At 58.4% G+C, this 23,806-nt stretch carries 19 protein-coding genes; 17 read left to right on the top strand and 2 right to left on the bottom strand.

The annotated features are described in order from the left end of the window. Positions 1 to 41 precede the first annotated feature (41 nt). The 5 genes from pheT to ACEOAC_RS15360 all read left to right on the top strand — a co-directional run bounded on the left by pheT (position 42) and on the right by ACEOAC_RS15360 (position 5,363). A complete protein-coding gene (gene pheT / locus ACEOAC_RS15380; RefSeq protein WP_413443332.1) occupies positions 42 to 2,468 on the top strand; it encodes a phenylalanine--tRNA ligase subunit beta in 2,427 nt (808 codons plus the stop codon). Between the two features lie 64 nt (positions 2,469 to 2,532). After that, a complete protein-coding gene (locus tag ACEOAC_RS15375; RefSeq protein WP_077237224.1) occupies positions 2,533 to 2,946 on the top strand; it encodes an integration host factor subunit alpha in 414 nt (137 codons plus the stop codon). A gap of 3 nt (positions 2,947 to 2,949) precedes the next feature. Beyond that, entirely contained in the window at positions 2,950 to 3,351 is a 402-nt protein-coding gene (locus ACEOAC_RS15370; protein WP_006712697.1) for a MerR family transcriptional regulator, read from the top strand. A 178-nt stretch (positions 3,352 to 3,529) separates the two neighbouring features. After that, the gene (locus ACEOAC_RS15365) at positions 3,530 to 4,051 is read left to right on the top strand and encodes a GNAT family N-acetyltransferase (RefSeq protein ID WP_413443333.1); all 522 of its coding nucleotides are present in this window, start codon (positions 3,530 to 3,532) and stop codon (positions 4,049 to 4,051) included. A 229-nt stretch (positions 4,052 to 4,280) separates the two neighbouring features. Continuing rightward, complete coding sequence (locus ACEOAC_RS15360; protein WP_413443334.1) at positions 4,281 to 5,363, top strand: collagen-binding domain-containing protein; 1,083 nt, start codon at positions 4,281 to 4,283, stop codon at positions 5,361 to 5,363. 106 nt (positions 5,364 to 5,469) lie between these two features. Here the strand turns inward: ACEOAC_RS15360 and ACEOAC_RS15355 are convergent, their stop codons facing one another. Next, complete coding sequence (locus ACEOAC_RS15355; protein ID WP_413443359.1) at positions 5,470 to 6,078, bottom strand: phosphatase PAP2 family protein; 609 nt, start codon at positions 6,076 to 6,078, stop codon at positions 5,470 to 5,472. 399 nt (positions 6,079 to 6,477) lie between these two features. Here ACEOAC_RS15355 and epsL point away from each other — a divergent pair, with 399 nt between their 5' ends. From epsL to ACEOAC_RS15315, 8 genes are all read left to right on the top strand, one after another. After that, a complete protein-coding gene (gene epsL, locus ACEOAC_RS15350; protein WP_413443360.1) occupies positions 6,478 to 7,716 on the top strand; it encodes an XrtB/PEP-CTERM-associated polysaccharide biosynthesis outer membrane protein EpsL in 1,239 nt (412 codons plus the stop codon). 10 nt (positions 7,717 to 7,726) lie between these two features. Then, positions 7,727 to 9,136, top strand: coding sequence for an undecaprenyl-phosphate glucose phosphotransferase (locus ACEOAC_RS15345; RefSeq protein ID WP_413443335.1), 1,410 nt, complete (start codon positions 7,727 to 7,729; stop codon positions 9,134 to 9,136). 97 nt (positions 9,137 to 9,233) lie between these two features. Next, positions 9,234 to 10,187 carry an EpsD family peptidyl-prolyl cis-trans isomerase gene (locus ACEOAC_RS15340; protein WP_413443336.1) on the top strand — a complete coding sequence of 318 codons (954 nt, stop codon included), beginning with the start codon at positions 9,234 to 9,236 and terminating at the stop codon, positions 10,185 to 10,187. A 69-nt stretch (positions 10,188 to 10,256) separates the two neighbouring features. Continuing rightward, on the top strand, positions 10,257 to 11,048 hold the full coding sequence (epsE, locus tag ACEOAC_RS15335) for a polysaccharide export protein EpsE (protein ID WP_413628437.1): 792 nt from the start codon (positions 10,257 to 10,259) through the stop codon (positions 11,046 to 11,048). A gap of 76 nt (positions 11,049 to 11,124) precedes the next feature. After that, positions 11,125 to 12,519 (top strand): chain length determinant protein EpsF, encoded by a 1,395-nt coding sequence (gene epsF / locus ACEOAC_RS15330; protein ID WP_413443338.1) that lies wholly within the window; start codon positions 11,125 to 11,127, stop codon positions 12,517 to 12,519. A gap of 49 nt (positions 12,520 to 12,568) precedes the next feature. Then, entirely contained in the window at positions 12,569 to 13,447 is an 879-nt protein-coding gene (gene epsG / locus ACEOAC_RS15325) for a chain length determinant protein tyrosine kinase EpsG (RefSeq protein ID WP_413443339.1), read from the top strand. A 27-nt stretch (positions 13,448 to 13,474) separates the two neighbouring features. Further along, positions 13,475 to 15,121, top strand: coding sequence for an exosortase B (gene xrtB / locus ACEOAC_RS15320; protein WP_413443340.1), 1,647 nt, complete (start codon positions 13,475 to 13,477; stop codon positions 15,119 to 15,121). Positions 15,122 to 15,201: 80 nt separating this feature from the next. Beyond that, positions 15,202 to 16,614 (top strand): O-antigen ligase family protein, encoded by a 1,413-nt coding sequence (locus ACEOAC_RS15315; protein ID WP_413443341.1) that lies wholly within the window; start codon positions 15,202 to 15,204, stop codon positions 16,612 to 16,614. A gap of 93 nt (positions 16,615 to 16,707) precedes the next feature. Here the strand turns inward: ACEOAC_RS15315 and ACEOAC_RS15310 are convergent, their stop codons facing one another. Continuing rightward, positions 16,708 to 18,111 (bottom strand): Atrophin-1 multi-domain protein, encoded by a 1,404-nt coding sequence (locus ACEOAC_RS15310; RefSeq protein WP_413443342.1) that lies wholly within the window; start codon positions 18,109 to 18,111, stop codon positions 16,708 to 16,710. A 549-nt stretch (positions 18,112 to 18,660) separates the two neighbouring features. On the opposite strand from ACEOAC_RS15310, the gene ACEOAC_RS15305 reads away from it, so the two are divergent. The 4 genes from ACEOAC_RS15305 (at position 18,661) to ACEOAC_RS15290 (ending at position 23,676) form a co-directional block, all read left to right on the top strand. Then, positions 18,661 to 19,818, top strand: coding sequence for a glycosyltransferase family 2 protein (locus tag ACEOAC_RS15305; RefSeq protein WP_413443343.1), 1,158 nt, complete (start codon positions 18,661 to 18,663; stop codon positions 19,816 to 19,818). Positions 19,819 to 19,864: 46 nt separating this feature from the next. Further along, entirely contained in the window at positions 19,865 to 20,989 is a 1,125-nt protein-coding gene (locus ACEOAC_RS15300; RefSeq protein WP_413443344.1) for a WecB/TagA/CpsF family glycosyltransferase, read from the top strand. A gap of 123 nt (positions 20,990 to 21,112) precedes the next feature. Further along, positions 21,113 to 22,249, top strand: a complete 1,137-nt coding sequence (locus ACEOAC_RS15295; RefSeq protein WP_182994925.1) for a sugar phosphate nucleotidyltransferase — start codon at positions 21,113 to 21,115, stop codon at positions 22,247 to 22,249. After that, the gene (locus tag ACEOAC_RS15290) at positions 22,249 to 23,676 is read left to right on the top strand and encodes a mannose-1-phosphate guanylyltransferase/mannose-6-phosphate isomerase (protein WP_413443345.1); all 1,428 of its coding nucleotides are present in this window, start codon (positions 22,249 to 22,251) and stop codon (positions 23,674 to 23,676) included. The genes ACEOAC_RS15295 and ACEOAC_RS15290 overlap by 1 nt, the downstream gene beginning before the upstream one ends. Positions 23,677 to 23,806 lie beyond the last annotated feature (130 nt).

The following is a 23,806-nucleotide window of genomic DNA, read 5'->3' as shown; positions in this document are numbered from 1 at the left end:
TGTCGCGACGCGCCTCTGGCTGATAGCTGAAAGTCTGAATCATGCAATTCTCTGAAAACTGGCTGCGTACCATGGTCAATCCGACCATGACCTCGGATGAACTGTCGCATCTGCTGACCATGTCCGGCCTGGAAGTCGAGGAAGTCGAACCGGTCGCGCCCCCCTTCACCAATGTGGTGGTGGGTGAAGTGCTGGAAGTGACCAAGCACCCGGATGCGGATCGCCTGAACGTATGCCGCGTCAACGTGCACACCGGCACCATCCTCAACATCGTCTGCGGCGCGCCCAACGTGCGTGCCGGCCTGAAGGTGCCTTGCGCGATGGTAGGCGCGGTGCTGCCCCCGGGCGCCGATGGCAAGCCCTTCGAAATCAAGGTCGGCAAGCTGCGCGGCGTGGAATCGCAGGGCATGCTGTGCTCCGCGCGCGAACTGAAACTGTCGGAAGATCACGGCGGCCTGCTGGAACTGCCGGACGATGCACCGGTGGGTCAGAATTTCCGCGACTACCTGCAATTGAACGATCTGAAGTTCACCATCAAGCTCACCCCCAACAAGGCGGACTGCCTGTCGGTGCTGGGCGTGGCGCGTGAAGTGTCGGCCCTGACCGGGACGCCCCTGAAGGCGCCGGTATATCAGGCGGCGGCGGTCAATCTCGACGAGAAACTGCCCGTGCGCATTTCCGCGCCTGAGTTGTGCGGCCGTTTCGCCGGCCGCGTCATCCGTGGCCTCAATGCCAAGGCAGCCACGCCGCAATGGATGAAGCAGCGCCTGGAGCGCAGTGGTCAGCGCTCGATTTCTGCACTGGTGGATATCTCCAACTACGTGATGCTGGAGCTGGGTCGTCCCTCGCACGTGTTCGACCTGGACAAGATCCATGGCGGCCTGGATGTGCGCTGGGGGCGCAAGGGCGAATCGCTCAAGCTCCTCAACGGCAATACCGTGGAAGTCGATGAGTGGGTGGGTGTGATCTCCGACGACAAGGAAATCGAATCCCTGGCCGGTATCATGGGCGGCGACGCCACTGCAGTCTCGCTGGAGACCAGCAACATCTACCTGGAAGCCGCCTTCTGGTTCCCGCAGGCGATCCAGGGCCGGGCACGTCGCTACAACTTCTCCACCGATGCGGCGCATCGCTTCGAACGTGGTGTCGACTTCGCCACCGTGGTCGATCACATCGAACGCATTACTGCGCTGCTGCTGGAAATCTGCGGCACCAGTGACACCCGCGTCGGCCCCATCGACGACCAGATCGTCAACCTGCCCAAGCGTGAGCCGGTCACGCTGCGCACTGCGCGTGCAGCCAAGGTGATCGGCGTGGAGATCACCGATGAGATGGTCTCGGACATCTTCAAGCGCCTGGGCCTGTCCTTCGACTATCAGCCTGGCCTGTTCTCGGTCACGCCGCCGTCCTATCGCTTCGACATCGAGATCGAGGAAGACCTGATCGAGGAAGTCGCGCGCGTCTACGGCTTCGAGAACATCCCGGCGCTGCCGCCGGTGGCCGCCAATGCCATGCGCATCGCGCCCGAGAACACCCGCTCGCTGTTCGCCATCCGGCGTCTGCTGGCGGACCAGGACTACCAGGAAGTGGTCAATTTCAGCTTCGTCGATAGCGCCTGGGAAGCCGACTTCGGCGGCAACGCCGATCCGATCAAGCTGCTCAACCCCATTGCCAGCCAGATGAGCGTCATGCGCTCTTCGCTGATCGCCGGGCTGGTGGCCAACGCACGCTACAACGTCAACCGCAAGGCGTCGCGCATCCGCGTCTTCGAAGCCGGTGCGATCTTCCGCAAGAATGCCGATATCGCCGATGGCCCGCTGTCAGTGGCCGGTTTCGAGCAGCCCAAGCGCGTGGCTGCCCTGGCCTACGGCCCGGTGGCTGAGGAACAATGGGGCCAGCCCAGCCGCAACGTCGATTACTTCGACGTCAAGGCCGATCTGGAAGCCTTGTTCGCACCGCGCACCTTGCGTTTCGTGAAAGCAGAACACCCAGCGCTGCACCCCGGCCGTACTGCCCACGTGCTGCTGGGCGAGCAGGTCATCGGCGTGATCGGCGAACTGCATCCGAAGTGGCAGCAGAAGTACGAGCTGCCGTTGGCACCGGTGGTCTTCGAAGTCGATGCCGATGCTCTGCAGCAGCGGGTCCTGCCGGTCTACACCGAGATTTCCAAATTCCCGGCCGTCAGCCGTGATATCGCACTGGTGGTCAAGCAGTCGATTGGCGCCCAGCAATTGCTCGATGTTTTCGCTGCCGAGAAAGAGGCCAACCCCGCATGCGCCATCTTGCAAGCCCTTGTTTTATTTGATGAATATCAAGGCAAGGGTCTGGAAAGCGACGAAAAAAGTCTTGCGTTCCGCTGCACCTTGCAAGATACTCAAAACACCCTTCAGGATGACAAGGTCGACCTTGCCGTGAGTGCGCTGGTGGCCGCTGCGGGCAGCAGGCTTGGCGCCAGGTTGCGTGCCTGACGTGATGTCCGAGAGCGAAAATAATTACAGACCGGAATCGGTTGAGGCCCAGTCATTCATCGCCATGAACAACGTGAATTCGAACGAATTTCAATCCGTGCTGGACGCCGACCTGCATCGTGCCGTGATGGAATCGCAGGCACGCTCGCAGGCCGACAAGAACCTGCCGACGCTGACCAAGGCCGAGCTGGCCGAACTTTTGTTCGAGCAGGTTGGTCTGAACAAGCGCGAAGCCAAGGACATGGTGGAAACCTTCTTCGACGAGATCCGCAACGCGCTTGAGCGTGGTGAGGCCGTCAAGCTTTCCGGCTTCGGTAATTTCCAGCTGCGCGACAAGCCGCAACGGCCTGGCCGCAATCCCAAGACAGGCGAGGAAATCCCGATCACGGCGCGCCGCGTCGTGACCTTCCATGCCAGCCAGAAATTGAAGGAAATGGTGGAACTCTCCAGCGGTAGCACCGTTGAAATGTCCGTCTAATCTATGAACGATCGTGTCAACAAGCCGGCGGCCATCGTGCTGCCGCCCATCCCGGCCAAGCGTTATTTCACGATAGGTGAGGTCAGCGAGCTGTGTGGCGTCAAGCCGCATGTGTTGCGCTATTGGGAGCAGGAATTTACCCAGTTGAAGCCGGTGAAGCGACGTGGCAACCGTCGTTATTACCAGCATCATGAAGTGCTGCTGATCCGTCGTATCCGTGAACTGCTCTACGAGCAGGGCTTCACCATCAGTGGCGCCCGCAACAAGCTCGATGGTACCCATGAGGTCGAACAACCGGAAGAGCCGCAACCGCCCGCCATCAGTCTGGACGAGGCCGCCATCGACAGCCTGCGTGCCGAGCTGCAGGCGGTTCTGGAGACGCTCAAGCCGGGTGCGGCAGCCTGATGGGCTAATGGGCGACGCTATTCGTATCGGGGCGTCCTGCCCCCGGCAATAGCCTTATCCCCGTTCCGACTGACATTGCAATTCGACGCGCCGCACGCTGGTCCTTATCGACCGCCGTGCGGCGCGTTTCCTTTCAGGCTCGCCATCGCGAGGATGCCGATGGCAAGGGAGATCAATCATGACCCATTACCAATGGCGTGCGATGAAGGTGGACGACTTGTCGCATGTGATGGAGATCGCAGCGCTGGTTCACGCCGGTTACTATGAGGCCCGCGAAGTCTTTGCCGAACGACTGGCCTTGTTTCCGCAAGGCTGCCGCATCGCCGCCCACATGACGCCAGCCGGTACCGAGGAAGTCATCGGTTATGCCTTCATGCATCCGACCCGCCATGGTCAACCTCCCGCCTTGAACCGCTTGCTGCTGGAGCTCGAAGAGCGGGCGGACTGCCTGCATCTGCATGACGTCGCCTTGTTGCCGCAAGCCCGCGGTTCGGGGCTGGGGCGCGCGTTGGTGGAGGAAATCTGCCAGCTTGGTCGCGCCATTGGTCTGCAGCGCGCCACATTGGTGGCCGTTCATGATTCGGGAGACTACTGGCGCAATGCCGGATTCGAGAGCGATGATCAAGCCCATCTGCAAGCGGCCGATGCAATCTCCAGCTATGGAGTTGGCGCTCGCTACATGTCCAGAACCTTGCGTTGACCACTCCGCTTCCATACGGTGGGAAACTTGATTATTGTTAATGTGGCAAAATTTTCACAAGGACGCGATACTTCATCTTCCTACTTGATCAAGTGACAACTAAGCCCTTAGAATTGATAAAAAATTTACAACTATTTGTGTGAATTTACGCGGTGTTTGCCGCGATCAATTCTTGCCTGCGCCAGTTGGGAGATCTCACCGGGCGTCACTTCATTGAATCGGGGGTTTCATGCTTGTCCGTTCCAAGTCGGTCCTGGCCACGTTTGCCATCGCGCCATTGCTGTCGCTCGGTCTGTCCGAAGCCGCCCAGGCGGCCACGACCTCACTTACTGGCGCCGAGGCGCTCCAGCAATTCAACTTGGTCGTGCTCGGCAGCGCGACGTCCAATTCGCACGTCGATGGTCGTGCCTGGATCGGCGGCTCGCTCACCGGCGGCGATTACGTGCAGCATGTCGGCGACACTCCGGCCTCCAGCTATGCCGGCCTGACGGTCATGGGTACCGCGACCAATGTGCACGTCAACGGTCTGGGCTCGGCTATCGGCGGCTCGCTGGTCAATTCCACGGTCAACACCGGCTCCAGCTACATCGGCGGCTCCGTCTCCAATAGCAATCTGAACGGCCCGGCCTATGTGGTTGGTGGCAGCACCAGCACCAATTTCAATGGCGGCCATCTGTCCGCGCCATCCTCGCTGATGCAGACCAACTTCGATGCAGCGGGCTCCACCAATTTCGGTAGCACGCTTGGTGCGCTGTCCAACACCCTCAAGAGCGCAGTCGCCAACAGCACGGTTTCGCTCAGCGGCAACAAGGCGACCTTCAATGCCGTTGCCAATGCCAAGGGTGTGGCCGTCTTCAACCTGGATAACACGACCAGCGCCTCGGTGTTCTCGGCCGGCGAATTCTCTTTCGCCGCCAATGGCGCCAGCACCATCATCATCAATTCGAGCGTGAGTTCGGCAGTGATCGGTGCCAACTTCCTGGGCGGGCAAGCACAGTCGCTGGGCAAGTCCATCGTCTGGAACTTCTATAACGCCAGCAGCCTCACCATCAACAACCAGTTTGGCGGCTCCATCCTGGCCACGCATGCCAGCCTGACCAATAACCAGAACATCGAGGGCGGTGTCTTCGTCAACAGCCTGACCCAGAATGGCGAACTGCACCTGCAGTCCTTCACCGGCAACCTGGCAGCCGTGGCTCCGGTCCCGGAGCCCGAGCAATATCTGATGATGCTGTCCGGCCTGGCGATCGTCATTGGCGTGGCAGCGCTGCGTCGCAGGAATGTCCCGATGCCGGCGGCACTGGCTGCCTGAGGGCCGCAGTCACCTAGCAGATAGACGTGATGCGCAAGACATGCCGTTCAGCGGATTGCTGAACGGCATTTTTCATGGTGAAGGGCAGGGCGCCGGCAGTGCAGGCTTACAACGGCTCGTGACGGAAATAGACCTCCGGGCGCCCCGACAGATTCTTGGCCAGTTCCTGCAGGAAGCTCTGTGTGGGTGCCGGTTTGTCGAAGCCGGTCATCAGCAGCGCAGCTGCCAGGCCCAGTGGCAGCAAGAGATGGCGCCAGGGTGGGGGCGAGCGATGCAGCGACAGGCTGAACGCCCAGGCCGCGCCGGCGCCCAGCAGCAGGCCCAGCAACACCTCGGATTCGGAGTGCACCTTGATCATCAGGCGTGAGACGCCGATCGCAGTCACCGCCAGTGCTGTCAATGCGAGCACCAGCGAGCGGCGAGGGCGGCTGCAACCTTGTGTCAGCACCAGCGCAATGGACAGATAGAGTGCACTGGAAGAAGCGCTATGGCCGCTGAAGCCAGTGAAGTTGAGCATGGGAGGGGAGATGTCCCATCCCATGAACAACAGCTTGCTGACGACGACGATGAACATTGCTGTGCCAAAACAGACCAGCCACGCCAGCATCGGACGCCACATCCTGTTCAGGCCCAGCCAGAGTGCAAGGATGCAGGCGGCCGGGATGGTAATGGCGCTGTCGCCGAAGAAGGTAATGGTATGCCAGGAGAGATTCATGGAAGACAAGGAGGTTTGCAAGACAGTGCGGTGAGGATCTTATCCGCTAGAAGGGGGCTGCGAAAGCGCTGGGACGCTTGATAGGAGATAAACGTTCAGTTTTTGTTGCGTCGCGATATAAATAGTTTATGGTTTTTCGCGCAACGGTTATCAAAATTGAAATATCCCGTTTGTCCTACAAAGGCATCCGTCATTGTCTGATTGTCCCGATTCTAGGGGTGCGTATCCTTACCGCATTGTTTTCTGGAGGGCAATCTTCAGCACAAATTTTTGCCTAAATATCAAAAATGATGCATGATTGACTCTAAATTTTTTCGTGTTGCGATGCAGCAATTCGGACGCAAAATATTGCCATTGTTTTAAAAGTAAAACTAAAAAAAGAAAGGGCGCTGATTCGTGATGCCACGGCAGTTTCGCAATAGCAGCAAGCGCAAGACCCGGGTGCAAGTTTGTGCGCTGCTGGTGTCCGTGACCTGCCCTTTTGCCTACGCGGCAGACCCCGGTCAGGTGGTTGTTCCGTATGTGCAGTACACCTATTTGCATGACGATAACCTGTTGCGCTTAAGCAGCCCGGAGGCGGCACAAGCGGCGCTTGGATCATCGAAATTGTCGGACAACGTGCAGAGCAGGGTGGGTGGCATCCGTTTGGACCGGATGATCAGCCGTCAGCACGTCATGCTGGATGCGAGTGTCACCAAGAATACCTTTGATTATTTCAGTCAGTTTGACAATGACGCGCGGGATTTGAAGGCAGATTGGGCCTGGGTTTTGGGAGAGCGTTTCTCCGGCAACGTGGGCTATGTTTATTCCCGATCGCTGACGCCGTTTCAAAACCTGCGTGTGCTGGAAACGAATATCCGAACCATGGACACCAAATATGCCAACGCTGCATGGCAATTGCATCCGGACTGGACCGTACGGGTCCAGGCCTCGCAATTTGGGCTGTCCTATGATCTGACTTCACAACGACCCAACAACTTCACGCAGAACCTGGCCGAGGTCGGGCTGGACTATACGGCACGTAGCGGCAGTATTGCGGGTGTGCAGCTGCGCCGGACCAACGGGCGCTATCCCTTCGATACGGTCGTCGGCGCAGGTTCGCTCAACAACTCTTTTACCCAGGAAGATTACAAGGCCAAGGTGGTCTGGCTCTACAGCGGCAAGACCAAGCTGCAGTTCCTGGGGGGATTGACCCAGCGCGAGCGTAACTCCGCCGCCAGCGGCAACGGCTACCGTGGTTTCAATGCCCGCCTGATCGCCGACTGGGCGCCGACAGCCAAGACGGCCTTCAAGGGTAACTTGTGGCGTGAAATCGGGGGCGTCAATGACGTCGACGCAAACTTTGCGCTCACGACCGGTGTCAGTGTGGCAGCCGTCTATCTGCCCACGGCAAAACTGCGGGTGGATGGCCTGATCGACTACGAGCGTCGCAACTACAACGGCGCTTCCATCATCACAGGTATTACGCCTTCCGGCCGCCGCGATGATTACGAGAAGGCCAGCCTGAGCCTGACCTATTCTCCGACCAATTCGCTGTCGCTGATGCTTGCGGTATCGCGCGAGAAACTGCAATCCAATATCACCAGTTTCAGCTATCTCTCCAACGGCATTTCACTGACTTCGCGCTATGAATTCTGAGGCCCCCAAAATGAGTGACCTGCACGATGGCCTGCCGTTGGGCAACGTCAAGCCCAATACCATTACCATGGTGTTCAAGCGCTTCGTCGAGCCGGCGCTGATCGTGGCCTACCTGTGGGTATTGGTTCGCCTGCACGGTCACAACTTCAATGGTGATTACTGGGTGCTCGCCATCATGGCGTTCTTCCTGTCCTCCTATTTCTTCACGGAATTGCACGAACGCCGTCTGCGGCGCAGCCCCAAGGGGCCTTCGATATTGTCACCCGTGCTGGACTGGCTGGCGGTAGCCGCGGTACTGGTGCTGGTGGCTTATATCTGCGAGTTCTATCAGAGCTTTTCGCTGAGGGCGATTTTCTTCTGGGTGGTGACGACCCCTGTGGGTCTGATCATTTCGCAGCACGTGCAATCTCGCGTCATGCGTGATCTGCATACCAAGGGCGAAGTACGCAAGGCGATCATCATTGGTGTCAATCCGGCTGCCCTGAAACTGGCTGACCGTATGGAGAAATACCCGTCGCTGATGATCAAGCTGATGGGCTTCTTTGACGATCGCGAGCTGAACCGCCAGCCGGCCGGCACCTTTACGCCGCTGCACGGGAAGATGTCGGACGTGGCTGCCTACGTACGTCAGAACAACATCAACATGGTCTACATCAGCATGCCGATCTCGGCACAGCCGCGTGTGCTGCAGATGATCGACGAATTGCAGGACACCACCGCGTCCATCTATTTCATCCCGGACATCTATATCTTCAACCTGATCCAGGCCCGCTTCGACTATGTGGGCGGGATGGCGGTGATGGCGATCTGCGAAACACCCTTTACCGGAACGAACAACCTGGTCAAGCGCGTGAGCGACCTGATTCTGGCCTCCGCCATTCTGCTGATGTTGTTGCCAGTGATGATGGTCATTGCCATCTGCGTCAAGCTCACCTCACCGGGACCGGTCATCTTCAAGCAGCGCCGCTATGGTCTGGATGGCGAAGAGATCGTGGTCTACAAATTCCGCTCGATGACTGTGATGGAAGACGGTGGCAAGGTCACCCAGGCGACCAAGGGCGATATGCGTCTGACCAAGATCGGTGGCTTCTTGCGCTCCAGCTCCCTTGATGAATTGCCCCAGTTCTTCAACGTCCTGCAAGGTCGTATGAGCATTGTCGGTCCCCGTCCGCACGCGGTGGCTCACAACGAGCTGTATCGCAAGCAGATCAAGGGATACATGTTGCGTCACAAGGTCAAGCCCGGCATTACCGGCTGGGCCCAGGTCAATGGCTTGCGCGGCGAGACTGAGACGCTGGACAAGATGAAGGCTCGTATCGAGTTCGATCTGGAATATCTGCGGCGCTGGTCACTGGTGTTCGATCTGTGGATCATTTTCCAGACCGTGCGCATGGTGATCAAGCGCGACAACGCTTACTGATGGACAAGGGCAGCTCCCAGGGGAGAGGCGATATGTACCGGCCTTCGTGGCTGGTAACCGGCAACAAGTGATAGAGAAAAGAAGAGAGCTTGGTCAAATGAAAATCGGGAAAGCGGCAATTCGACAACGTCACAATACTGCGACAAAGGCACTGGTATCGACCATGTTCCTGCTGGCGCTGGCTGCATGCGGTGAGAAGAAGGCATCATCTTCGGGGCAGGTAGTCGCCAATGTGGATGGACAGGAAATTACCATTCACCAGATCAACAACGAGCTGGCCAAGACCGGTGGCAGCGAAGTGACCAAGCAGTTGCTGGATGGATTGGTGGCCCGCCAGTTGCTGATCAATGCTGCCAAGAAGGACAAGCTTGATACCGATCCTGCAGTGCTGGCCGACATGGAACGTGCGCGCAATCTGGTTCTGGCGCAGAGCTACGTCGCCAGCAAGATCAAGGCGCCGACCCGCCCATTGGACCAGGATATTGAAGATCTATATCGCAAGAATCCAGACTGGTTTGCCCAGCGCAAGCAGTACGAGTTCGCACAGTTGATCATCGCGCGCACGAACTTGACGCCTGAACTCAATGCGATCCTCGATCAACCGGGTAAGCGCTTGGACGATGTCGTCACATGGCTTGATTCGCACCGTATCCAATATGTCCGGCAACAGGTGATCAAGACCTCGGCCGATTTGCCGCCGCAGATGAACGCTAGCCTCAAGACCATGGAACGTGGCGCATTGTTTGTGGTGATCGAAGGATCCACCGCGATCCTGACGTCGGTGCAGGACGTCAAGAACATGCCACTTTCGCTTGCGGTGGCGACTCCCCAGATCATCCAGTACCTGACGGTGCAAAAGCAGAATCAGGCCTCGGAGCAACTGGTGGAACGTCTCAGGAAAGATGCAAAGATCGAGTATTCGGAGCAATCGAAGTCATTCAAGGATCTGAGCGCCTCAACCGCTAATGCGGGGGGGCAGGGAAGTGGCGGCAAGGACGCCGAGAGCGTGAAGAATGATGCGATTTCCCGTGGTGCGGCTGGTTTCAAGTAAGGAAGTATTGATCCACATCCGGGCATCTACGCCTGAATCAAGAACCTGAAGTAATGCGGAGTAAAGACAATGATGAGAAAAATGGTATTCCTGTTGGTTGGCCTGATGCTTGCCAGTTGGAGTTTGTTTGCCCAGGCCGATGACATCCTGCTAGGCGCAGGTGACGTCATCCGGGTCAAGGTCTACGGCAGCGAGGACCTGTCACTGGAAACCCGCATCAGCGAGGCCGGGGTGATCAGCTACCCGTTGATCGGTGAAGTCAAGGTCGGTGGCCTGTCCACGGCGCAGGCCGAAAGCAAGATCGCGGGCTTGCTCAAGAAGGGGGGATACCTGCTCAATCCGCAGGTGAACATCCTCGTGACCGTGCCTCAGAGCCAGATGGTTTCGGTCTTGGGGCAAGTGAACAAACCGGGGCGCTATTCATTGGATGGCAAGCGCAATGTCGCTGACGTCATCGCGCTGGCCGGCGGAGTTACTCCTGATGGTGGTGATGCTTTGACCATCGTGCACAACGATGGCAAGAGCGTTACCAAGCAGATGGTCGATATCTATGCAATCACTCACAGCGGCGATACGTCGGCTCTGCCGGAAGTGGTGGCCAATGATGTGGTCTATGTCGAGCGCGCGTTACGTTTCTACATCTATGGTGAAGTGCAGCGACCTGGCATGTATCGCCTGGAGCGAGGCACCACGGTGTTGCAGGCTTTGTCGGTCGGAGGAGGGTTGACGCAACGTGGCACCGAACGCGGGCTGATGGTCAAGCGCCGCGACGCCGACGGCAATCTGCAGGAAATCGTCGTGAAGAAGGATGACTTGTTGCAAGCCGACGATATCGTCTACGTGAAGGAAAGCTGGTTCTAAGCGCCGCTGCGCCGAACCCGCAACGCGTGTTTTTCCGTTTTAGCTACCGAAGACGCCAACCTGGAGGCGTAATCCTATGAATCTATCTCAATTTATTCTGATCCTGCAGGCGCACCGCAAAGTGATCTTGCTTATTCTTTCGATCACGGTGGCGGTGGCGCTGGTGGTGAGCCTGGTGTTGCCCAAGCAATACAAGGCGACTTCTTCGGTGGTGCTGAACTACAAGGCCTCCGATCCGGTGACAGGCCTGGTCGTGGCTCCTCAGGCTTTGCCTGGTTTCATGCCGACGCAAGTCGCCATCATCAATAGCCCCTCTGTGGCGCTGGCGGTGGTGGATTCGCTGAAGTTGGCGGATCAGCAGGAAATCAAGGACGCCTATGCAGATGACGACCATGGTGACCTCGATATCCGTAATTGGTTGGCCACTTTGCTGCTCAAGAAGCTCGATGCAGTCGCCTCGAAGGAAAGCAGCGTCATTGACATTACCTTCAAGGCACAGGATCCCCAGTTTGCTGCCTTGGTGGCGAACGCCTTTGCCTCGTCCTACCAAAAGGTCAGCATGCAGCTGAAGCTGGATCCGACCCGCAAGGCGTCTTCCTACTTCAATGATCAGGTCAAGGTCTTGCGTGACGCCTATGAGCAGGCCCAGGCCAAGCTGTCCAAGTATCAGGAAGAACATGGCATCACCAACATCGACAACCGTACGGACGTCGAGACCAACCGCCTCAACGATCTCTCCACGCAATTGGTGATGGCGCAAGCGGCCATGTCCGAAGCCGAATCACGGCGCCGCCAGGCGGCCGCCGGTGGAGGCGTGGAGTCACCCGATGTGAACTCGAACGCGCTGATCCAGACCCTCAAGTCCAACCTGGCTGCATCCGAAGCACGTTTCGAACAAGCCTCCAAGCGCCTTGGCGTCAACCATCCGGATTATCTGGCCGCCAAAGCGGAGCGTGATGGACTGCGTGCACAACTCAGTGCCGCCACCGCCTCGATTTCATCTTCCGTAGGCACCAATGCCACAATCCTTGCCAAGCGAGAGGCTGAAATTCGCGCGGAATTCGAGGCCCAGAAGCGCAAGGTGCTGGAGATGAATCGTACCCGCGACGAACTCGCCGTACTCAGCCGCGAGCTGGACAGCGCACAGCGCGCCTATGAACTGACATCGCAGCGATTTGCCCAGACCAACCTCGAAGGTCAATCCAATCAGTCGGACATCTCGCTGCTTTCGGCTGCGGTGCCGCCGGCTCAAGCATCCAGCCCGCGTATTTTCCTGAATCTGATCCTGGCCATCTTCGTCGGCGGCATCCTGGGTGTGATGGCAGCTGTCGGCCTTGAGCTCGCCAATCGTCGAGTTCGTTCCGAGCACGACCTGGTGGATGAGCTGGGCCTGCCGGTCCTTGGTTCCATCAGTCGTCCAGTAACTGCCCAACGCCGCCGCTTCTGGTTCCGACGTGCCAAGCCGGCCTGAGTCGGTCCAGTCTCCATCGCCAATAAAAATAGGATTCCCCGGGAATATCATGACTACAGCAACGTTGACTTTCACTGATGGCGCGGCCTTGCCGAATCGTTCGATTGGCGCCATTCTGGTCGATAGCGGCAAGCTCTCCACGGAGAATGCGGAACGCATTCTGCGCTTGCAGCGTGAGCGCGGTCTGCGCTTTGGTGACGCGGCGATCCAATTGGGATTGCTGACCCAGTCCGATATCGATCAGGCGCTCTCGCGCCAGTTCGACTATCCATATCTGCTCAAGGGTGAAAGCAAAGTCAGCGAGAAAGTCGTGGCGGCTTACAACCCCTTCAGCAAGCAGGTGGAAGCCTTGCGTGCATTGCGCAGCCAGCTGATGGTGCGCTGGTTCGATATCGACGGCAAGCACAAGTCGCTTTCCATCGTCAGTCCGGAGAGCGAAGAAGGGCGCAGCTTCATTGCCTCAAATCTGGCCGTGGTGTTCTCGCAGCTGGGTGAGCGCACCCTGCTGATCGATGCCGACATGCGCAACCCATGCCAACACGAACTGTTCGGCCTGGATAACCGCAATGGCCTCTCGGGCGTGATTGCTGGTCGTTGTACCGCTGCCGATGCGATACAGCGCCTGCCCGATCTGCTCGATCTGTCGGTGCTGCCGGCCGGACCTACGCCACCCAATCCTCAGGAGTTGCTGGGGCGTCCCAATTTCACCCAGTTGCTCGCTGATCTGGCTCAGGACTACGACATCATCCTGGTGGACACCCCTTCAGGTGGCCAATATGCCGACGGCAACATGATTTCGGCTCGTACCGGTGCCAGCCTGGTGGTGGTGCGCACCAACATGACCCATATCTCAGCAGTGCGGGCCCTGACCGAAAGGTTGACCAGTGCCCACGTGGCGGTGGTTGGCAGCGTGGTCAACGAGTTTTAACCGACGCAAGTTCCTGAGAGCCGACAGATGACTGCCGAGACGATACGCCCGACGATGCCGCGACAGCGCTTTTCCGGTCTTCCCTGGTTGATCGTGGTGGCAGGCCTGGCGGCCATGTACATCCCCAGCTTCATCGACCTGTTCCATGGCGTGTGGGGTACCGAGCGAAATGCACACGGCCCCATCGTCCTGGCGGTGGCTTGCTGCTATATGTTCGTGCGGGTAAGGCAGTTGCGGGAAGATGGCCTCATCGAGCGCCGCCCTGCGCCTGTGCTCGGAAGCCTGTTCGTGTTGCTGGGCCTGCTGTGTTTCATCCTGGGGCGCTCACAGACGGTCCTGTTCATGGAAGCCGGGTCGCTTATCCCCATCCTGGTCGGCATCGTCTTGCTGCAGTTCGGGCTGCGCACCTGTGGTCGGCTGTGGTTTGCGTTTTTCTTCATGTTGTTTATGGTGCCGTTGCCGGCGTCCGTGGTCGACCTGTTGACGCAGCCGCTGAAGATCGGCGTTTCCTATGTCTCCGAATTGATCCTGCGCGAATTTGGTTATCCGATTGCACGCAGCGGCGTCATCCTCTTTATCGGGCCATACCAGTTGCTCGTCGCTGATGCCTGTGCCGGTCTGAATTCCTTGTTCACGCTGGAGGCGCTCGGTTTGCTGTACATGAATCTGGTGCGCCATCAATCCTTGCTGCGCAATTTCCTGCTGGCAGTGCTGATCGTCCCCATTTCATTCACGGCTAACACCGTTCGGGTGATGGTGCTGGCACTCATCACTTTCTATATGGGCGACTCTGCGGGTCAGGGTTTCCTGCACGGATTTGCCGGCATGCTGCTCTTCCTGGTCGCGCTGGGGTTGATCATCGCTTTGGATGGCCTGCTGCGCTGGGTCGCGGTAAGTCATGCCAAGTGGCGCGGTACGGCGGTGCCGGAAGCCTTGCAGCGTCAGCGACAGACGGTCAAGCCCGATGACAGTGGCAAGTTCCTCATGAACCTGCGTGTGGCGGCGATGCTGGCGGTATTCATGGTGGCATCGGTGGGCGCGGTACAGTTGCTGGTGCCGCGTGAAGTCAACGTGGTCAAGAATGGCAAGTTCGACGATATCGTCCCCAAGCGCTTCGGCGACTGGCATGAGGTTCCGTCTCCCTTCCTGCAAGTCAATGTCGGAATCGAAGATGGCACCGACCGCAGCTCGGATCAGCCCTATGACGACGTGCTCGGGCGGACCTACATCAACAGCCAGGGGCAGATGGTCATGCTCGCTCTGGCCTATGCCAGCGAGCAGACGCAGGACGTGAAGATCCATCTTCCGGAAGTCTGCTATGTCGCCCAGGGTTTCAGCCTGAAAGACCGGAATCGTGTGGCATTGCCCATGGCGGCTGGTGGGCAGGACGTCATGGCCTCGCATTTCGTGGCCGTACACCAGAAACGCATCGAAGCGGTGACGTACTGGGTGCGCATCGGGGACGGGTTCCCCGATGGTGGCCTGGCTGCCCGCCTGAAGATCTTCAAGGATGGCATGGCTGGCCGTGTCTCGGACGGTATTCTGGTCCGCGCCTCCAGTCTCCTGCAGGAGAACGACCGGCAAACCGATGCTTTCGCTCTGCAGCATCGCTTCCTGGAAGACCTGCAGTCAGCGATGCGGGCAGGTAATCCAGGTCTTCTGGTGCCAGCCTGATGCGTCGCCAGACTGGCCCAGGTCGTTCTGATGTCGCGTACAGCTAAGGCTAAGGTCGGCTCGATGCCGAGGATAATGATATGAAAAAAAGTAGTCTCGACTCATCGCAGATGCTGGTCATCGGGGCCGCCGTCATGGTGGCCGTTCTGGTCGGTCTGATACTGCCCGTGGTGGCAGGTTTGCTGGGTGACAGCTATGCCCGCCTGGCGGCCCTGCCGGTGTTGTTCGTGCTGGGTGGCATCTTTATCTTCAACAAGCGCCTGTTGCTGGTGCTCGTGTTGCTGCTGCGCGCTTCGGGCGATATCGTGCTGGAGTCCACGCGGGTGGGTTCGACCGGTGCCTCAGCAGGTCTGGGCGGCGCCATCAACGCCTTGATTGTCCTGATCGCGCTGCTTTACTTCATTGAAAAGCCACGGCTCTTGCCGCCCAAGGCGGCCTTGGTCTGGATCATTCTGTTGGCTGTGGAGGCGTTCGGCGTCGTGGTATCGCCGAACCCGGGAAGTGGCATCAAGACGGCATTGGCGATGAGTTCCTATTTCGCCGTCTTCGTGTGTGCGTTTTACGTCGTGCGTACGCAGGAAGATTTTCGCTACATGGTGCGACTGATCATCGCCTCGTCCATTATTCCGGTGCTTTATGGCATCGTCAGCATTGGTCTCAATGCGGGCGGTGGATTTAGCAATTTCCGCCTGCAGAGTACTTTTACCCACCCTAACATTCTGGCCTTCTACCTAACCTTGGTTATTTCGCTTGGGTTATACGTGCTGAAGAGTCCGACGTTCAAATTGAGCCCGCTGCAACGCTATGGTTTTGTAGCTTACATGGGCGTGCTATTCCTCTTGCTGCTTCTCACCCAAACGCGTAGCGCTTGGGCTGCTTGCTTCTTGCTGTTTGTTATGTACGGGGTGTTGTTTGAACGACGCTACCTGGCTTATATCTTGGTCCTTTGTTGTTTGGCTCTCTTGGTGCCGAGCGTGCAGCAGCGGCTCCTGGATCTAGACGCAGGTAACACCGTCGCCACCTATGCCAAACTGAACTCGTTTGCTTGGCGTGTCTATCTCTGGGAGTCGGCTTTGAACTGGATGTCTCCTACGCGATACCTGACAGGTTATGGCGTTGAATCATTCGGTTACTACGCCAATGTCTTCTTTCCTCTGGCCGGTAATGTCGAATGGAAGGCCCACAACGTATTCGTTCAATTGTTCTTTGACGTCGGCGTGGTCGGTCTGGTGGCTTACCTGGCAGTGTTTTACCAGTGCTTCCGGGCATTGGTGAAGCTTTATCCGAAGGATAGGCTTGCAGCCGGTATCCTCATCTGTGCATTGGTGGATTATCTGGTGGTGTCGGCGTCGGACAATATGTTGAGCTACCTTGCCTTCAACTGGTATTTCTGGATCGCGATGGGCATGGGCTGGTCCCTGTACCTGAGTCAGGAGGAGAGCGGCGAGAAAGCAGGTGCTGGCAGTGTCGGACGACCTGTTCCGGTGCGATAGGCCATAGGGTGGCGAACAGGGCCGCGAACTCAGGGCCATCAACAAAAACACGCTCTTCACCCGGATGATGAAGAGCGCGTCGTAAGAGGAGCCTTAGTTCGCCTTGATCAGTTCCGCACTCACTGTCGAGGTTTCGCCTCCGCTCTGAGCGTAGATGATCAGGCGAGGAGAATTGGCATTCCAGGTAAAAGTGGTACTTTGACCATTGCCAAGATAACCGCTGTCGGTAACGACCTTTCCGACCAGTTGATCATAGATAGTCATGCGTAGCTTTGCCCCGCCTGTCGTACGTGCAGTAAGTTTGTAGCTGGCACCGGGCACCGGCTTTGCCCAGTTGACGGCTTGCATGCCGCGGTTCGAGTAGTTGACTGCCACGGAGTTGGCGCTGCTGTTCGTGAAGATCATCGCTTGATCCCATGAACTGAATTTGGCCTGGCCGCCGCCGGATTGCATGGTCCACGCGCCGCGCATCGACAGCAGATTGAGGTTCTGGTTGGGCGTGAAACTCTTGCCGTTACCATCGATCCAGCCGCTGGCGCCAGTTACGCGCCGTAATGCCGCCCGAATGGCTTGCAGTTCGTTCCCGACTGTGGCATTCCATCCATTGGGTGCGGGATTGGCAGTCGAGCCGATTTCGGCATAGATGACGAAGGGAGTACCGCGATTGGCGTCGATAACATAGGCACCATAGCGTTTGAGCGTCTCGGCGATGCGACGCAGTTCATCATTGGTGATCTTGCTGGTATCGAAGGACGGTGGAAGCATCATCAATGCACCCTCCGGAATGTTGCCGGTGTTGAGCTTGGCGGCATGTGCATCGGCCGAAGTGGATGGGAAGACATAAGCCGGATTGGCTGCCAGCGCATTGAAGGTCAGTGACATGGCCAGCGCGTGCGGGTAGAAGTCCGGCTTGGCGGCAGCTTCGTGGGTACGGATGATACCTGCAGCTGCAGGGATACCGGTTGCACGAGCGCCTTGATAGTAGTGAGCGGGATCTGGCCATCCGCGGCCGTCCAGCCTGGTCCAGGCGTACAGCCTCGCGGTCCATTTGCCATCCTGTTGTGCGAGGCCCCAGAACGAATGGATGATGCCCGTGGTCGGGTCGGCGATGTCGGCGTGAGCGTCGCCTCCCGGAGCCGGTTTTGTTGCGGCAGGCCAGTGCGGGATGGTGATGTCATGGAATGCTTCTTCATCGGCGATCTTGATGCTGTTGCTCCCCGTCGGGCCGGTCACCGTAACTGGCGGATCGTTGGGGGAGGCCAGGAAAATGCCGGTGGAGTAGCTACTGTTGGTGATCAGTGGATAGTAGTCGGAAGTTGGAATCACATCGTCCGAGAAGGTAGGGTTCACCGGCCGGCTATTCCATAACGAATCGGCTGCGAAGGGCTTGAGAAAGGTACCCCATTCCTGCGCCCAGCTCGGCAGGCTGACCAGCGCGGAACACCCCAGCAGCAAGTAGAGCCGGGCGCGGCGGAAGGTGTGAGATTTTTGTGGCATGAGCGATTTCCTGTGAAAGGTGGACGCTGCGAATTGATCGCTGCGATGAGGCATCCGGTGAGACGTGCAAAGCTGTTATCGGTTCGTTATAGCGCAAAAGTATAGCGAGCCTGATGGGAAAAATGTCTAAAAAAGCGCAGGCAGGCCCGGCCGTTTCGTGCCCGCGAACTTTTCCCGGAACAGTCGTCTCGAAGGGGCGCAATTAAAATTGTGCGGACGCAGCAAATTACACCCTGGGTTATCGCATAATGCTCGAATACACGAATGAGACCTGCCAATTTGCATCCGCATTTAATGCAGCATGGAAACATTTTTTCCTGGTCTTGTCGGCGGATCCATGAACTGCTCCGTGATGGATTTTTTTCGGCGGTGGGCAGGCGTTTTTCGCGTGTTCCCAGGTGGAAATTAAATGCGAGTCCACAGGCATTCTGAACCGTTGTGACGGGTGCGGCTGGACAGTTGGTCGAGTTGGAAAAGATAGAAAATCCTTGAACCGAAAAGGAAACGGAAGCCACGATGTTCATAGCGTTACTACAGACAATCCTGGTCATGGCACTACTGGTGCTAGCCATCCCGGTGGCGGTGCTGCTCGTACAGGTACTGGCGGCACGATTTGCGACGGCCAGGGCGACGCCCTTGAGTTCCACCCGTCCTCGCATTGCAGTTCTGATTCCTGCACACAATGAGGAAGGTGGGATCGCCGAAGTGGTGGCTGGTGTGAAGGCGCAACTGGTCGAGGGCGATCGCATTCTCGTGGTCGCCGACAATTGCTCCGACGCCACCGCCAGACTGGCGCGGGAGGCCGGGGCCGAAGTCACGGAACGCTTCCACGAGCAGTTGCGGGGGAAGGGATACGCGCTCGATCACGGGGTACGTCAACTTGCCCTGGATCCACCCGAAGTGCTCGTCATTGTCGATGCCGACTGCTACCTTGGAGTCGATGCTCTGGACAAGATCAGCCGTGGCTGCGTCCATTCGGCCCGTCCGGTGCAGGCCTTGTACCTGATGCACGCGTCCGAGGATGCCGGACCGATGCGTCGTATCGCCGAGTTTGCCTGGATCGTCAAAAATCATGTTCGTGCACTGGGCTTCCAGCGACTGGCGCAGCCATGCCAGCTCATGGGTACCGGTATGGCGTTCGGCTGGGAACATATCCGCAAGGTGGACCTTGCGACCGGCCACATCGTGGAGGACATGAAACTCGGCGTCGATTCGGCGACCGCCGGGCAGCCACCGCTGTTCTGCCCGGAAGCACTCGTCTACAGCTTTTTCCCGATCAGTGAAAGCGGCGTCAGTACCCAGCGTACCCGCTGGGAGCACGGCCATCTGAGCGTGATCCAGAGTTACGTGCCGCGCTTGCTGCTGCAGTCGGTCAAGCTCCGGCACGCGGCCCTGGCCGCCATGGCACTTGACCTGAGTGTGCCGCCCTTGGCTCTGTTGGTCATGCTGGTGTGTGTCACATGGGGTTTAAGTCTGATCGTCGCCGTGATCCTCGGCGTGGTGCTCCCGCTGGGTCTTGCCAGCGTGCTGATGATTGCCCTTGCCGCCGCCGTGTTGCTGGCCTGGTCCGGGTTCGCGCGTGGCGTAATCAATCTGGGCCAATTGCTGGGCGCATTTGTCTATGTCGCCCGCAAAGTGCCACTGTATTTCAAATTTCTTTTCAATCGCCAAGTTGAGTGGGTGAGGTCCAAACGTGACTCCGAATGACACTATCCTAACGGCGCCGCCGCTGTCGTTGGTTGAGCGGCCTGTCTTGACCAGGTCCCTGCCTGATTTTTCCCGCGAGGTATATTGCGTCCTGGGGTTGCCGTTCGATCTGGTGAATCTGCAACAGGCCACCGCGCGTCTGCATCAGGCCTCCAGCGAGCGCCGCCGTTGTTTCCTGTCGACGCCCAACCTGAATTTCGTCATCGCCTGCCTGAGGGATCAACAGTTCCGCTCTACCGTCATCCAGAGCAATCTCTCCGTCATCGACGGCATGCCTATCGTCTGGATCGCACGTGCTCTGGGTTTGCCCTTTACCGAACGGGTCTCAGGATCCACACTGTTTGATTCCCTGCGCAGCACTGCGGGGAAAAATGGTGTTGACCCCATGCGTATCTACTTCTTTGGCGGCTTGCCGGGTGTGGCTCAACTGGCCTGCGAGAAGATCAACGCCGACCAGGGCGGCATGCAGGCAGTGGGATTCGAAACTCCCGGATTCGGGAGCGTGGAGGACATGAGCACGCCTGAAACCATCAAGCGTATCAACGACAGTCGTCCCGATTTCCTTGTTGTGGCACTGAGCGCCAAGAAGGGGCAGGAATGGGTGCAGCGTAATCGGAACGACCTCGATGTGGCGCTGATGGGCCATCTGGGCGCGGTGATCAATTTTGTGGCCGGCACTGTATCGCGTGCACCGCGCTGGGTTCAGAAATCCGGGCTGGAATGGGCCTGGCGCATCAAGGAAGAGCCGGCGCTGTGGCGCAGATACTGGAACGATGGACGTACTCTGCTGCAGTTGTTGGTCAGCGTGGTGATCCCGGGTGCACTGGCAGCACGCCGTCAGCGCGTGCCAGCTGCACAATTTGAGAACGCGCGGATGGAGGTGCGCAGCGCCGGTGGTGATTGCGAGCTGGTACTGGCCGGCGCCATCGGCAAGCCCAATCTGGGGCGCTGGCAAGCGGCGCTCACCCAGGCCGCACGTGCAGAAGGTCCTCTGGTGGTGGATTGCACTGCGCTTGAACATATCGATAGCGCTGCCCTGGGTTCATTGATTTTGCTGTATGGCTCTTGCATTGCGGAGCAGCGGCCATGGGCAGTGATCAACGCGTCGGCACATGTGCGTCGTCAGCTTGAGTTGCATTGCGCACAATACTTGCTTAAGCCATTGCCTTGATGCTGGCTGTATGGATTCCGGCTTTATGCATGATGGCCACCTGGCCAATGATTGGTTGTCGACGGCGTATTCGGTAAGTGTGGTACCCATATTCGTGATAGAGGAAGGCATAACATGAAAGCAATGATTCTGGCAGCAGGCAAGGGTACCCGGGTTCGCCCCCTGACCTATGCGCTGCCCAAGCCGATGATCCCCATCCTGGGCAAGCCGGTGATGGAATACCTGATCGAACACCTGGTGAAGTTCGGCGTCCAGGACATCATGGTCAACGTCAGCTACCTGCATGATCGCATCGAAAATTATTTCGGCGAAGGGCAGCGCTTCGGTGCGCGCATCGGCTATTCCTTCGAAGGCTATGTGGACGACGACGGCCAGGTCTTCCCCAATCCGATTGGCTCGGCCGGTGGCATGAAGAAGATCCAGGAGTTCGGCGGTTTCTTCGACGAGACCACCCTGGTCATCTGCGGCGATGCCCTGATCGACCTCGACCTGCATTCGGCATTGTTCGAGCATCGCCGCAAGGGTGCGCTGGTGAGCGTGATCACCAAGGAAGTGCCGATGGAGCAGGTGTCCAGCTATGGCATCGTGGTGGCCGAGCCGGACGGCAAGGTCAAGTCCTTCCAGGAAAAGCCCACCCAGGAAGAGGCGCTGTCCAATCTCGCCAGTACCGGTATCTACATCATGGAACCGGCGGCACTGGACCTGATCCCCAAGGACAAGTTCTTCGACATCGGTGCCGACCTGTTCCCGCTGCTGGTGGAGAAGCAATTGCCGTTCTATGCCCAGAAGCGTTTCTTCAACTGGATCGATATCGGCAACGTGACGGATTTCTGGTCGGTACTGCAGAGCGTTCTGAAGGGCGAAGTCGCGCAGATGTACGTGCCCGGCACCCAGATCCAGGAAGGCGTATGGGTCGGCCTTAATACCCGTATCGACTGGGAAGGCACGACCATCGAAGGCCCCGTCTACATCGGCGCGGGTACCCATGTGGAAGCCGGCGCTACCATTGTAGGGCCCGCCTGGATAGGGCATGGTAGCCACATCTGCAGTGGCGCAAAAGTGATTCGGAGTGTCCTGTTCGAGTATACTCGCGTCGCCACGGGGACTGTCTTCGAAAACAGCGTCGTCTATGGCGCCTACAGCGTCACTCATGACGGCGCGATGAAACATACGTCCGATGATCCGGACGAGCAGTGGAACGATGCACGGGATCGTCGTCTCAAACCGCGCAGTGCAATTCAGGAAATCAGGAGTACATAATGTCTAATGTCAAAATCTATCCCGTCATCTTGTCCGGTGGTTCCGGCACCCGTCTCTGGCCCTTGTCGCGCGCGGCCTATCCCAAGCAATTCCTGCCGCTGGTAAGCGAGCAGACCATGCTTCAGGAAACCGTGGCCCGCGTGGGGTCATGGCCTGAGATGCAGGCCCCGCTGGTGGTGTGCGGCAATGAGCATCGCTTCATGATTGCCGAGCAGATGCGCGAGATCGGTGTTCGCCCGCTGGGCATCATGCTTGAGCCGCAGGGTCGTAATACTGCGCCGGCAGTGGCTGCAGCGGCGTTGCACCTGCAGCGCCTGGATCCGGAGGCGGTCATGCTGGTCCTGCCCGCCGACCACGTCATCACCGATGTGCTCGCCTTCCATGAGGCAGTGCGTCGCGCCCTGGTCTCGGTTCAGCAAGGTGCGCTGGCGACCTTCGGCATCGAGCCGACACAGCCCGAAACCGGCTATGGCTATATCCTGCGCGGGGATGTTCACGGCGCGGACACCGGTAACTATTTGGTTGAGCGCTTCGTGGAGAAGCCAGACCTCGCGACGGCCACGGGTTTCCTGAAGCAGGGCGGCTACTACTGGAACAGTGGCATGTTCCTCTTCAAGGCGCGTGACTATCTGGCTGAGCTGGAAGCGCATCGCCCCTTGATCGGCGCCGCCGTCAAGGAGGCCGTCTCCAAGGCCTATTCCGATCTCGATTTCTGCCGCCTGGACGATGCTGCATTTGCTGCCTCACCCTCCGAGTCCATCGACTATGCCGTCATGGAAAATACCTCGCGTGCAGTGGTGGTGCCGGCCAGTATTGGCTGGAGCGATGTAGGGTCCTGGAGCGCATTGCACGAAGTGCTGCCGGCGGATGCCGAAGGCAACGTGGTGCGCGGCGACGTGCACCTGAATCAGGTCAAGAACACCCTGGTGCGCGCTGAAAGCCGCATGGTCGCGGTGCTGGGCGTGGAAGATCTGGTGGTGGTGGAGACCGATGACGTTGTGCTGGTGGCCAATCGAGAGAAGGTCCAAGAGGTGAAGGCTTTCGTGGAGAAGCTCAAGAACACCGAGCGCACCGAACACGTCCATCACAAGCGCGTCTTCCGCCCCTGGGGCAGCTACGAAAGTGTCGATTCAGGCGAGCGCTTCCAGGTCAAACGCATCATCGTCAAGCCGGGCGAGAAGCTGTCGCTGCAGATGCATTACCATCGCGCCGAGCACTGGGTGGTGGTCAGTGGATCAGCTCTGGTTACACGCGGCGAGGAAGTGACGCTGCTCAGCGAAAACGAATCGATCTACCTGCCCATCGGCGTCACCCATCGTCTGGAAAACCCGGGCAAGCTGCCGCTGCACCTGATCGAGGTGCAATCAGGCAGTTATCTGGGCGAGGATGATATCGTGCGCTTCGATGACGTCTACAAGCGTGCTTGAGACATAGGCATAAGCTCGTTTATTCAAGGGCGGCTTGAAATCTGCCCAATGCCAATGCGAAAGGCGCCCGCTGCAATGGCAGCGGGCGCCTTTTCTTTAGGAACGGTGCAGCTTCGCGACGTCCTGATGA

Source organism: Herbaspirillum frisingense, assembly GCF_047325095.1.
GTDB lineage: Bacteria > Pseudomonadota > Gammaproteobacteria > Burkholderiales > Burkholderiaceae_D > Herbaspirillum > Herbaspirillum frisingense.
Note: the sequence above shows the minus strand (reverse complement) of the source record. Positions and strands in the feature narration are given on the sequence as shown.

Bases quoted from the DNA above. Each gene is read 5' to 3' on its own strand.
- pheT (WP_413443332.1), top strand. From the start codon at position 42: ATGCAATTCTCTGAAAACTGGCTGCGTACCATGGTCAATCCGACCATG.
- ACEOAC_RS15375 (WP_077237224.1), top strand. From the start codon at position 2,533: ATGAACAACGTGAATTCGAACGAATTTCAATCCGTGCTGGACGCCGAC.
- ACEOAC_RS15370 (WP_006712697.1), top strand. From the start codon at position 2,950: ATGAACGATCGTGTCAACAAGCCGGCGGCCATCGTGCTGCCGCCCATC.
- ACEOAC_RS15365 (WP_413443333.1), top strand. From the start codon at position 3,530: ATGACCCATTACCAATGGCGTGCGATGAAGGTGGACGACTTGTCGCAT.
- ACEOAC_RS15360 (WP_413443334.1), top strand. From the start codon at position 4,281: ATGCTTGTCCGTTCCAAGTCGGTCCTGGCCACGTTTGCCATCGCGCCA.
- ACEOAC_RS15355 (WP_413443359.1), bottom strand. From the start codon at position 6,078: ATGAATCTCTCCTGGCATACCATTACCTTCTTCGGCGACAGCGCCATT.
- epsL (WP_413443360.1), top strand. From the start codon at position 6,478: ATGCCACGGCAGTTTCGCAATAGCAGCAAGCGCAAGACCCGGGTGCAA.
- ACEOAC_RS15345 (WP_413443335.1), top strand. From the start codon at position 7,727: ATGAGTGACCTGCACGATGGCCTGCCGTTGGGCAACGTCAAGCCCAAT.
- ACEOAC_RS15340 (WP_413443336.1), top strand. From the start codon at position 9,234: ATGAAAATCGGGAAAGCGGCAATTCGACAACGTCACAATACTGCGACA.
- epsE (WP_413628437.1), top strand. From the start codon at position 10,257: ATGATGAGAAAAATGGTATTCCTGTTGGTTGGCCTGATGCTTGCCAGT.
- epsF (WP_413443338.1), top strand. From the start codon at position 11,125: ATGAATCTATCTCAATTTATTCTGATCCTGCAGGCGCACCGCAAAGTG.
- epsG (WP_413443339.1), top strand. From the start codon at position 12,569: ATGACTACAGCAACGTTGACTTTCACTGATGGCGCGGCCTTGCCGAAT.
- xrtB (WP_413443340.1), top strand. From the start codon at position 13,475: ATGACTGCCGAGACGATACGCCCGACGATGCCGCGACAGCGCTTTTCC.
- ACEOAC_RS15315 (WP_413443341.1), top strand. From the start codon at position 15,202: ATGAAAAAAAGTAGTCTCGACTCATCGCAGATGCTGGTCATCGGGGCC.
- ACEOAC_RS15310 (WP_413443342.1), bottom strand. From the start codon at position 18,111: ATGCCACAAAAATCTCACACCTTCCGCCGCGCCCGGCTCTACTTGCTG.
- ACEOAC_RS15305 (WP_413443343.1), top strand. From the start codon at position 18,661: ATGGCACTACTGGTGCTAGCCATCCCGGTGGCGGTGCTGCTCGTACAG.
- ACEOAC_RS15295 (WP_182994925.1), top strand. From the start codon at position 21,113: ATGATTCTGGCAGCAGGCAAGGGTACCCGGGTTCGCCCCCTGACCTAT.
- ACEOAC_RS15290 (WP_413443345.1), top strand. From the start codon at position 22,249: ATGTCTAATGTCAAAATCTATCCCGTCATCTTGTCCGGTGGTTCCGGC.